A 10,939-nucleotide genomic window follows, 5' to 3' on the forward strand; every position below is an offset into this window, starting at 1 on the left:
CCGGGGCTTTCCTGCGTTCCGGGGTGTGTCCGGGTGCAGCAGGGGACGCAGCGGCACAGTGCGCCGAGGCGGAAACCTCGTTGCCGTGGTGCAGGGGCCTTGGCCACTATCGGGGCATGGACTACGTCATCCGGCCCGTGCGCGCCGAAGAATGGGCCAAGGCCCGCGAGTTGCGGCTTGCCGCCCTTCAGGACCCACTGGCCTCGATAGCTTTTCTGGAGACGTACGAGGACGCCGTGGCGCGGCCGGACTCCTTCTGGCAGGAGCGCACGGCTTCGGCGGCGGCCGGCCGCGAGGTGATCCAGTTCATCGGCGAGGCCCCGGACGGAAGCTGGGACGGCACGGTGTCCTTGCTGGTCGAGCGGCCGGGCGCCGAGGCGCGGGTCGGGAAGCCGGCGTCGGTGGAACAGACGCATGTGGTGGGCGTGTTCGTTCGGCCGGAGGCGCGAGGCAGCGGTCTCGCGGACGCGCTGTTCCGTGCGGCCCTGGAGTGGTCGTGGGCGCTGGAATCGCCGCGGGTGGAGCGGGTACGTCTGATCTTCCACCTGGACAACGCGCGGGCCGAGGCGCTCTACCGGCGCGCGGGCTTTGTACCGAGCGTCGACAGGTCTCCGATTCCGGGGGACGAGATGGCGCGCGAGTACGAGGTCAGGCGCGAGGTGGCCTAGCGGCTCAGTGGGAGGGCAGAGGGGCCGTCCAGCGGGCGCGGGCCTGTTCGGCCGAGCGCAGCAGGACGAGCGTCGGCAGGCCTTGGTCCTGGCCGGTGGCGAGGAGGTCGGGGAGCACGGGCAGCGGTGCCACGGCCGCCACGTCGTCGAGGACGAGGGTCAGTGGTGGGTCGAGCCGACCGTCGGATGACCGTGCGGCCATGCGGCGGCCGTGCTCGACCACGTCTGAGGCGAGTGCCGTGAGCAGCGGCATCGCACCGGGGTGGGAGCGCGGATCCTCGATCGGTTCACCCACCACGTAAAGCGTGCCCGCTTCGTTCACAAAAGATTCCAAGGCCAGCGAATCGGTTCGATTGGGGGTGCATGCCTCACGGATGTGGACCGACGACAGTGCCGCGAAGGCACGGCCGGTCAACTGCTGGGCGATGTCCCGGCGTTCCGGATACGCGGTGAGCGCGGACTCCAGCAGTCCGGCGAGCCCGGCGGCGGCCTTGGGATGCGTGCGGAGAATGCGTACGGGCTCGTGGGCGCCGGTGCCCTGCGCCCAGCGGTGGACCTGGCGGAACGGCCGGCCGTCCACGGCGGCGGCGTGCAGCCAGCAGCGCAGGAGCGTTTCCGCCGTGTCGGCCATGGCGGCGTCGATCAGGGCCCGGGGGCGCACGGGAGCGAGGAGGGCGGTGGCGCGGGCGGCCGCGGTCCGTTCGTCCTCGCAGCCGGCGGTGGGCGACCAGTGGAGCCGGGAAGGGGTGTCGCACAGGTGCCCGGGGTCGTAGACGAGGACGGGTCCCAGCTTGGCGCGGGCGCCCTTCGTCTCGGCCCACACGGAGGCGTCGGAGGTGACGACGAGGACGGGGCCCTCGGCGTCGAGGAGCGCCTGGACGGTGGAGGGCCGGCGGGTGGCGGGATCGCCGTACAGGACGCGGGAACCGGTGCCGCGCGGGCCGGGGACGGTGGTCGGAACGCTCGTGGGCGGGTAGGGGACTGGGGCCGCTGCGGTGGACGGGACAGCGGGCGCGTGCGGGTACGGAGCCGGTGCGGGAGCCGCCGTCGCCGCCGGGTCGGCCGGCTGGAATGCGGGGACGGGCGCGGGGGCCGCGGGCACGGACTGCTCGGGCACGGGCGGCGCGGGTGCGGGCGGCGCCGGGGCCTCGGATGCCGTCTCCACGGCCGGGGCGGGCGGGGGCGTCTTGTCGGCCCTGCCGTGCGGCTCCGACGACGTCCGCGCGATCGCGTGCCTCTCGGCGCTGGTCCTCGCGCGGACCGCACGCCAGCGTGCCACCGTGCCCAGCGTGAACACGGTCAGCACGACCAGCACCATCAGTTCGCCGATGGCCAGGCCCCAGAACAGCCCGTAGCCGGAGAGCTCGGCGGGCGGGGTCGAGGGCCAGGCGGCGGGCAGGTCCTGCGGGGCCGAGGCCAGCGACCGCATGGCCACGGGCGTACTGGTGAACGTCACGCCCGTCGGCCAGGCGCCGTGTGCGAACAGACCCGCCAGGCCCGTCGCCGTCCACACCAGCACCGTCAGCCCGAGCAGGAAGCCCAGCAGCCCGACCAACAGGCCGTCGGGGATGCCCCCTTCACGCTCCCCGCCTCGGCCCCGCCCCTGGCGCCCCTGCTCCATCTCACGCCACCGTCGACTCTGAGGACTCGTCCATCTGCTGTTGCCGCTCGATGAGCGCCGCCCGCTGCTCCGCCTCCCACTCCGCGGCCTGGACGTGCTCCGGCACCGCGGGCCGCGAGGACTCCGTCATCGCCCGGTCGGTGAAGACGAGGGGCCGCTCGGCCTCGGTCACCAGGTGCTTGACCACCTGGACGTTGCCGTTGACGTCCCAGACGGCGATGCCGGGGGTGAGCGTCGGGATGATCTCGACGGCCCAGCGCGGCAGGCCGAGCACGCGCCCGGTGGCCCGCGCCTCGTCGGCCTTCTGGGCGTAGATCGTCCGCGTCGACGCCATCTTCAGGATGGCCGCGGCCTCCCGTGCCGCCGCGCCGTCCACCACGTCGGACAGATGGTGCACGACCGCCACGAACGACAGGCCGAGCCGCCGCCCGAACTTGAGCAGCCGCTGGAAGAGCTGCGCGACGAACGGGCTGTTGATGATGTGCCACGCCTCCTCCACCAGGAAGATGCGCTTCTTGCGGTCGGGCCGGATCCAGGTGTGCTCCAGCCACACGCCGACGATCGCCATCAGGATCGGCATCGCGATCGAGTTGCGGTCGATGTGGGACAGGTCGAACACGATGAGCGGCGCGTCCAGGTCGATGCCGACCGTCGTCGGTCCGTCGAACATGCCGCGCAGGTCGCCGTCGACGAGCCGGTCGAGGACGAGGGCCACGTCCAGGCCCCAGGCGCGTACATCGTCTATGTCGACGTTCATCGCCTCGGCGGACGCCGCCTCGGGGTGGCGCAGCTGCTCCACGATGTCCATGAGGACGGGCTGCCGGTCGGTGATCGACTCGTTCACGTACGCGTGGGCCACCTTGAGCGCGAAGCCGCTGCGCTCGTCGAGGCCGTGGCCCATCGCGACCTCGATGATGGTCCGCAGCAGGGCGAGCTGGCCGGTGCTGGTGATCGCCGGGTCGAGCGGGTTGAGGCGGATGCCGCCGTCGAGCGCCGTCATCGGGTCCAGCCGGATGGGCGTGATCCCCAGCTCCTGCGCGATCAGGTTCCACTCGCCGACGCCGTCCTCGCCCTGTGCGTCGAGGACGACGACCTGGCGGTCGCGGAAGCGCAACTGCCGCAGGACGTACGTCTTCTCCAGCGCCGACTTGCCGTTGCCGGACTCGCCGAGCACCAGCCAGTGCGGGGCGGGGAGCTGCTGCCCGTACAGCTGGAAGGGGTCGTAGATGTAGCCCTTGCCGCTGTAGACCTCGCGGCCGATGATCACGCCCGAGTCTCCGAGGCCGGGTGCGGCCGTCGGGAGGTAGACGGCCTGCGCCTGCCCGGTCGAGGTGCGGACGGGCAGACGGGTCGTCTCCACCTTTCCGAACAGGAAGGAGGTGAAGGCATCCGTGAGGACGGACAGCGGATCACGCATGGCTCAAGGCCCCTATCGGCGGATGCCGGTCGCGAACGGAAGGGTGTTCACAAAGGCCCTGTGGTGCTCGCGGTCGCACCACTCCAGCTTCAGATACGACTTGCCGGCAGAGGCCCTGATCGTGCGCTTGTCCCTGGCCAGGGCCTCGGGCGAACGCGACGACACAGTGATGTACCCGACGAGGTTGACCCCCGCCGCACCGCTCGCGAGATCTTCACCCCGCTGGTCGAGCCGTCCGTGCGCGGCGATGTCGCGCGGGTCGACGGTCCGGTTCATCTTGGCGGCTCGGCTGGCGTCCGCCTCGTCGTTGGTCTTCTCGGTGAGCATGCGCTCGATGGCGACCTCGGTGGGCTCCAGGTCCATCGTCACCGCGACCGTACGGATCACGTCGGGGGTGTGGACGAGCAGCGGCGCGAGGAAGTTGACGCCGACCGGCGTCATCGGCCACTCCTTGACCCACGCGGTGGAGTGGCACCAGGGGGCGCGGGTGGAGGACTCGCGGGTCTTGGCCTGGAGGTACGTGGGTTCGACGGCGTCCAGCTCGGCCGGCCAGGCGTTTCGCTTGGTCATCGCCTGGATGTGGTCGATGGGGTGGTCCGGGTCGTACATGGAATGCACGAGGGACGCGAGGCGGGCCTGGCCGAGGGGCTGCCGTACGCGGATGTCCGCCTCGGCCAGCCGGGCGCAGATGTCGGTGAGCTCGCGGGCCATGACGACGGCGAGGCCGGCGTCCTTGTCGAGCCGCCTGACGCCGGAGGCGTGCTTGGCGGCCCGGGCCATGGCGTGGGCCTCGGCGGCGAGTTCGCGCGAGTAGTGCATGCAGGCGACGAGGTAGGCGCGGTGCTGCTCGCTGGAGGTGGACACCATGGACTGGAGCTGTTCGTACGACTCCTGGAGCCAGGCCGGCGCCTTCTCGTCCCCGCGCTGGGCGACGTCCTTGGCGTGTGCGTCGGGGTCGGCGGGCAGGGTGCGCGCGAGCATCTGAATGCGCGTCACGAAGCCGTCGCCGTTCGCGACATGCTTGAGCAGCGTGCCGAACCGGTCGACCAGGGCCTCCTGGTCCTCGCTGTCGCGCAGTCCGACGCCGGGGCCCTCGATCTCGATGGCCGCGGTGACGGTGCGCCGGTCGGCGTGCAGCAGGACGGCGATCTCGTCGGGGCCGAAGGGGGCGGCGAGCCAGTTGATCCGCCCGATGCCCGGCGGCGGGCCGACCTCGATCTCCCGCCCGTCGATCCGGGTGCCGGCCTCGACGGCGCCGGAGCGGTAGGTGGTGCCCTGGCGCAGGGTGCGCTTGTAGCTGCGGTTGATTTCGAACCATTTGTAGAAGGTGCGGCCCTTGTAGGGGACGTACACGGCGGCGAGCGCGAGCATCGGGAAGCCCGTGAGCAGCACGATCCGCAGGGACAGGACGGGGACCAGCAGCCCGCTCATCATGCCGAGGAACGCGCCGGCGATGATCAGTGCGATCTCGCCGGTCTCGCGGTTCTTGCCGACGATCGCGTTCGGCCGGGCGCGGCCGATGAGGTACGTGCGGCGGGGCGCGATGGGTGGGGACTGGGTCGTCAACGCCGGCCACCTCCTGTGCTGTTGCGGTTGCTGTGCGGGGTGCCGCTGGTCGGGGTGCTGCTACGGGGCGAGGGCGCGGCCCCCTGGCCCGTACGGCTGCCGTGTGCTGCGACGCCGCCGCTGACGGGGTTGGCGGGGCGGGGCGTGCTTGCGCCGGAGTCGCCGCCGGTGTTCTGGTTGCCGCGGGAGCTGTGGGTCTTGATGCCCTGCGAGACGAGGGCGGCCGGGGAGCTGATGACGGCGGCGGCCTTGCCCTCGGCGGCGTTCTGGATGCGGTTGTTGCGGGAGTTGGCGATCTCGTCGCCGAAGCCGGGGACGAAGCGGTAGATCATGGCGGAGGCGAAGATCGCGAGCAGGATGATCGAGAGCCCGGACACGACGGCGGAGAAGGAGTCCGGCCCCTCGCCCGCGGAGAGCGCGCCGGCGAGGCCGAGCACGATGACGATGACGGGCTTGACCAGGATGATGGCGATCATGATCCCGGCCCAGCGGCGGACGTGGCCCCACATGTTCTTGTCGACGAGCCCTGCGTAGACGACTACGCCCAGGAGGGCGCCGACGTAGAGCAGCACGGCGCGGATGAACAGCTCGAGGTAGAGGATGCCGGCGGCGAGGACGGTGACCAGCGCGACGATGATCAGCATGATCGGGCCGCCGCTGATGCTGTCGCCCTTCTGGAGTGCCTCCTTGAAGCTGCCGAAGAAGATGTCGGTCTGCTGACCGGTCCCGGAGGCGATGACCTCGGTGACGGCGTCGGTGGCGGTGACGACGGTGTAGAGGATCAGCGGCGTGAAGGCGGAGGCGAGGACGGTCAGCCAGAGGAAGCCGACGGCCTCGGAGATCGCGGTGGTGAGCGGTACGCCGCGGATGGCGCGCTTGGCGACGGCGAGCAGCCACAGGATGAGCGTGAGGACGGTGGCGGCGGCGAAGACGATGGCGTAGCGGGCGAGGAAGGCGGGGTTGGTGAAGTCGACCTCGGCGGTCTCCTTGACGGCGCCGGAGAGGTAGTCGAGCAGGGTGACGGCGGCGTCGGCGCAGCCACGGGCGAGGGAGGAGAGGGGGTCGAGGGCGGCGGTGGGGTCGTCGACCCCGGCGGGGCTGCGGCCGCCGGGGGCGTCGCCGTCTTCGCAGTAGTCGCGGGCGGGGCCGTGGATCAAATCACAGGGATTGTTGCTAGGGCCGGGGCTCGGCGTCGGCGCGGCGAACACCTGCGTGGCGAAGACGACTGCGGCTGCCTGGACGGCAGCCAGCAGTGTACCCACGGACGTGATGCGGCGTTGCGTACTAGCGGGCATACGTGAAGCCTCCGTACCCATTGACCGCACCAGCGATTTCTTCGGCGCTCGATGCCCGAGTGTCCCCTCCCACAGGAGCGGGTCCGTCCTTCTGTGAGTGGGTTACGGCCTTCCAGTCACCGTTGACCCACTCCAGCTCCATGGTGATGGTGAACCATCCGTCGGTGACCGGATTGGTGGAGCCCTCACCGGCCAGACCGATGAGACCGGTGCACCACACCTCGACCGTCGCCCGCGTGCCCGCGAAGTTGGTGATTTTGGTTCCGATGGGCGAAGTGCGCGAGATGAAGGTGAAGCCGTTCGGTGTCGAACCGTCTTCGTTGAGACCGACGTTCTTGAAGAACGAGGGCGAATAGGCCTTGTCCAACGTGGTGCGGAACGTGTTCACAGCCGTGGGCGTGATCACCACGTCGAGGATGCCGTCGCGCTTGGCCTTGTCGAACATTTCGGCAGACCCCAGCGCCACCGCGTAATTCGCCGCCGCGCTCTGCGCCCCCTGTTCGTCCCGCGCGTACCCCGTCGGGATGCCGCCCTCGTTGCCCTTCACCGGGCGCACCCCCGTCGCCGCCGTCGGGCGGCTGTCGGGGGACTTGCCGGTGTCGCCCGACGTGTCCTCCGCCCCACCGCCCTTGTTGGCGAAGGCGATCGCCGCGATCAGCAGCACCACCACGCCCACCACCCCGATGAGCGAACGTGAGGTGCGCACCGGGCGGCGGGCGCCGCCGTAGATGTCCTCGCTCGTGCCCGGGAGCCGGGTGCGGGTCTGGCCCGAGCCGCCGAAGCCCTCGTTCGTACGGCTGTCGTGCTCGTCGCCGAGGCTCATCTCGGGCAGGCCCCCTCAACCGGTAGTGGACGTGCTGCGGGCCGCGCGGACGCGGTGTGGTGACGTGACATCAGCAGGATGGGGGACATCAGGGGAGACGCAACCTCGGAGGTGGGCCGGGCGAGCCCGGAGAGGACGGGCGGGCGGCCGGGCTAGACGGCCATCCCGTAGACGATGGTGAACAAGGTCCCCAGTGAGCCGATGATGAAGACGCCGGTGAGTCCGGCGACGATCAGGCCCTTGCCCTGCTCCGCGCTGAAGGTGTCGCGGAGCGCTGTCGCGCCGATGCGCTGCTTGGCCGCGCCCCAGATGGCGATGCCGAGGCAGAGGAGGATGGCAACGGCCATCACCACCTCGATCATCACTCGAGCCTCGTTGCCCAGGCTTCCGAAGGGCCCCCAATTCGGGGCGATACCGCCGATGATGGTGGTGATGTCGCCCTTTTCGGCTGCCAGGATCATGTAACTCACCGCCCCTGTTGGGTTGTTCGCCGCCCCCACCACTCGGCACGGGCCAGGTTCTATCTTCGCTGATGAAACCGCCCGCGTAAGCCGACTTCGAGGGTCTCTTTACCCGATCTCCGCACGTTTGACCGAAGCGGCTGCCTTGACCTGCGAAGGCGTGGCCCGATTCGATCCCTGTACACATATCGTCACTCTGTGTATCACGCAGGGTGACTCCGGGCAATGACTGTCGTTGTGCCACCTTTGGGGTTCTTTGGGTGGGTGCGGGAGGGGTCGACGACCCTCGCCATTTATTTCTCTCGCGAGCGAGATACCCTGGGAAGGTCCGGTCCACGGTTGAGCAAGCGCCGCAGGCCCGGACATCTCGCACGCTTGGAGGATTGCTGTGGTCATGCCCGCTCCGTCACCGCCCGCCGCGTCGCCCCGGGCGACCTCTACGGCTCAGCGCAGCTCGCCGGGCCGCGCGGTGGTCGCGTATCTGACCACCACCGACCACAAGAAGATCGGCACGCTCTACCTGATCACCTCGTTCGCGTTCTTCTGCGTCGGTGGCCTGATGGCTCTGCTCATGCGGGCCGAGCTGGCCCGGCCGGGCACGCAGATCATGTCGAACGAACAGTTCAACCAGGCGTTCACGATGCTCGGGCTTCGCGAACTGGATCATGCCGCTGCAGATCGGCGCCCCCGACGTGGCGTTCCCCCGCCTGAATATGCTCGCGTACTGGCTGTACCTGTTCGGTTCGGTGATCGCGATGGCCGGCTTCCTGACCCCGCAGGGTGCGGCCGACTTCGGATGGACCGCCTACAGCCCCCTGTCCGACACGGTCCGCTCGCCGGGAGCCGGCGCCGACCTGTGGATCACGGGGCTGGCCCTGCAGGGCTTCGGCACCATCCTGGGAGCGGTCAACTTCATCACGACCATCGTCAGCATGCGTGCCCCCGGCATGACGATGTTCCGGATGCCGATCTTCACCTGGAACGTGCTGCTGACCAGTGTGCTGGTGCTGCTGGCCTTCCCCGTGCTGGCGGCCGCGCTTCTCGCTCTTGAGTACGACCGGAAGTTCGGTGGCCACATATTCGACCCCGCCAACGGCGGTGTGCTGTTGTGGCAGCACCTCTTCTGGTTCTTCGGCCATCCCGAGGTCTACATCCTGGCGCTGCCGTTCTTCGGCATCGTGTCCGAGGTGGTCCCCGTCTTCTCGCGCAAGCCGATCTTCGGCTACATGGGGTTGGTCGGGGCGACCATTGCGATCGCAGGTCTCTCCGTGACCGTGTGGGCACATCACATGTACGCGACGGGTGCTGTGCTGTTGCCGTTCTTCTCGTTCATGACGTTCCTCATCGCGGTGCCGACGGGCGTGAAGTTCTTCAACTGGATCGGCACGATGTGGAAGGGCTCGCTGTCCTTCGAGACACCGATGCTGTGGTCCATCGGCTTCATGGTCACGTTCCTGTTCGGCGGTCTGACAGGCGTCATCCTGGCGTCCCCGCCGATGGACTTCCACGTCACGGACTCGTACTTCGTCGTCGCGCACTTCCACTACGTCGTCTTCGGCACCGTGGTCTTCGCGATGTTCGCCGGCTTCCACTTCTGGTGGCCGAAGTTCACGGGCAAGATGCTGGACGAGCGGCTCGGCAAGATCACGTTCTGGACGCTGTTCGCCGGCTTCCACGGCACCTTCCTCGTCCAGCACTGGCTGGGCGCGGAGGGCATGCCGCGCCGCTATGCGGACTACCTGGCCGCCGACGGCTTCACCGCGCTGAACACCGTGTCGACGATCGCCTCGTTCCTGCTCGGTCTGTCGATGCTGCCGTTCTTCTACAACGTCTGGAAGACGGCGAAGTACGGCAAGAAGATCGAGGTCGACGACCCGTGGGGTTACGGCCGTTCGATGGAGTGGGCCACGTCCTGCCCGCCGCCGCGGCACAACTTCACCACGGTGCCGAGCATCCGCAGCGATTCACCCGCCTTCGACCTCAACCATCCCGAGTTCGCCGCCGACGGCACAGGAGAGGACCGGGCGACCGCCCCAGGCCTGCGCTGAGAACACCTTTTTCCGACCTCGCCACCGCTCAGGAGCCTTCCATGGATGCCCGTCATGAAGCCAACCTCGGCCTGCGCCAGATCGAGGGCTACCTCTACCGAGAGGCACACGTCCGGGAGGCGCATCGCAAGGCACGCGACTTCGCCTCGGAACTGCCCGGCCTCACCACCGACCAGCGCCTCGACGTCGAGGAGGCGTACGCCCGGGTACAGGTCGAGAACGCCCGTCAGGTCACCCGCCACATCGCGGAACGCATACAGCAGATCGAGGCGCAGTACGAGGCGCGCCACCGCCGCCTGACACGGTCCATGGCCGCCGCGATGGCCGTCGTCACCATGGGAATGGTCGCGCTCTGCATCGCGGTGATCCTCGGGACGGCGGCGGGAGCGGCCTGAGGTCGTTCAGCGGCCCGGTCTTTTCAGGCGGAGTCCGCCTCCAGGGCGGCCAGGAGCTTGCGCAGGGCGTCCGCGACCCCTGCGCGTTCCTCCGGCTCCAGCACGGAGAGCACGTCGCGTTCCAGGCCGAAGTGCTGTCCCAGAGCCCGGTCGATGTTCGCCCGGCCCTCCTCCGTCAGACGGACCAGAGTGCTTCTGCCGTCGGCGGGGGAGGGGCCGCGTTCGATCCAGCCCTCCCGCTCGAGCCGGTTGAGCCTTCCGGTGATGCCGGCGGAGGAGACGATCAGGGCTTGGCGCAACTGTCCGGGGGTCAGCGTGTAGGGAGGACCGCTGCGGCGCAGTGCCTGCAGCAGGTCGAAGTCCCCGACGTTGGCGATGGGCATCCCGCCGGGGCGACGCAACCCGCTCGTGAACCGGTCCTCCAGCAGCTGGGCCGCACGCAGCAGGCGGGCGATCACCGCGCTGGACGACACGTCCAGTTCCGGCCACTCGCTGCGCCACTCGGCCATCATCGCGTCCACGCTGTCGCCCTCGTCGGCGATGTGGATCTCGTCGTCCTCAGCCATATCGGGGCAAGACTAGCGACAGCGCAGCGAAGGGAGTCCCACCTGGCGGGCGCGCCTGGTGCCTGGGATCGGGCCTGGA

Annotated in this window: 9 protein-coding genes and 1 pseudogene; 3 read left to right on the forward strand and 7 right to left on the reverse strand. The window is 69.6% G+C overall.

Annotated features, from left to right (window positions below):
* The first annotated feature begins 116 nt into the window (after positions 1 to 116).
* Complete coding sequence (locus HW130_RS15630; protein WP_177150183.1) at positions 117 to 668, forward strand: GNAT family N-acetyltransferase; 552 nt, start codon at positions 117 to 119, stop codon at positions 666 to 668.
* Positions 669 to 672: 4 nt separating this feature from the next.
* On the opposite strand, the gene HW130_RS15635 is transcribed toward HW130_RS15630, so the two are convergent.
* The 6 genes from HW130_RS15635 to HW130_RS15660 all read right to left on the reverse strand — a co-directional run bounded on the left by HW130_RS15635 (position 673) and on the right by HW130_RS15660 (position 7,851).
* The gene (locus HW130_RS15635; RefSeq protein WP_177150184.1) at positions 673 to 2,289 is read right to left on the reverse strand and encodes a type IV secretory system conjugative DNA transfer family protein; all 1,617 of its coding nucleotides are present in this window, start codon (positions 2,287 to 2,289) and stop codon (positions 673 to 675) included.
* A gap of 1 nt (position 2,290) precedes the next feature.
* On the reverse strand, positions 2,291 to 3,706 hold the full coding sequence (locus HW130_RS15640) for an ATP-binding protein (protein ID WP_177150185.1): 1,416 nt from the start codon (positions 3,704 to 3,706) through the stop codon (positions 2,291 to 2,293).
* Between the two features lie 12 nt (positions 3,707 to 3,718).
* Positions 3,719 to 5,272 carry an SCO6880 family protein gene (locus tag HW130_RS15645; RefSeq protein ID WP_177150186.1) on the reverse strand — a complete coding sequence of 518 codons (1,554 nt, stop codon included), beginning with the start codon at positions 5,270 to 5,272 and terminating at the stop codon, positions 3,719 to 3,721.
* On the reverse strand, positions 5,269 to 6,567 hold the full coding sequence (locus HW130_RS15650) for a hypothetical protein (RefSeq protein WP_177150187.1): 1,299 nt from the start codon (positions 6,565 to 6,567) through the stop codon (positions 5,269 to 5,271). Before HW130_RS15650 ends, HW130_RS15645 begins: the two co-directional genes overlap by 4 nt.
* Positions 6,557 to 7,390 carry a hypothetical protein gene (locus HW130_RS15655; protein ID WP_177150188.1) on the reverse strand — a complete coding sequence of 278 codons (834 nt, stop codon included), beginning with the start codon at positions 7,388 to 7,390 and terminating at the stop codon, positions 6,557 to 6,559. The genes HW130_RS15650 and HW130_RS15655 overlap by 11 nt, the downstream gene beginning before the upstream one ends.
* A gap of 152 nt (positions 7,391 to 7,542) precedes the next feature.
* Positions 7,543 to 7,851 (reverse strand): hypothetical protein, encoded by a 309-nt coding sequence (locus HW130_RS15660; protein WP_142217964.1) that lies wholly within the window; start codon positions 7,849 to 7,851, stop codon positions 7,543 to 7,545.
* A gap of 394 nt (positions 7,852 to 8,245) precedes the next feature.
* Here HW130_RS15660 and HW130_RS15665 point away from each other — a divergent pair.
* A pseudogene (locus HW130_RS15665) lies at positions 8,246 to 9,899 on the forward strand (cbb3-type cytochrome c oxidase subunit I).
* A 41-nt stretch (positions 9,900 to 9,940) separates the two neighbouring features.
* Positions 9,941 to 10,294, forward strand: coding sequence for a hypothetical protein (locus HW130_RS15670; protein ID WP_177150189.1), 354 nt, complete (start codon positions 9,941 to 9,943; stop codon positions 10,292 to 10,294).
* Between the two features lie 23 nt (positions 10,295 to 10,317).
* On the opposite strand, the gene HW130_RS15675 is transcribed toward HW130_RS15670, so the two are convergent.
* Positions 10,318 to 10,860: a MarR family winged helix-turn-helix transcriptional regulator gene (locus HW130_RS15675; RefSeq protein ID WP_177150190.1), complete on the reverse strand. Its 543-nt coding sequence runs from the start codon at positions 10,858 to 10,860 to the stop codon at positions 10,318 to 10,320.
* Between the last annotated feature and the right edge of the window lie 79 nt (positions 10,861 to 10,939).

The sequence above is a fragment of the Streptomyces sp. PKU-EA00015 genome, from assembly GCF_013387495.1.
Lineage (GTDB): Bacteria > Actinomycetota > Actinomycetes > Streptomycetales > Streptomycetaceae > Streptomyces.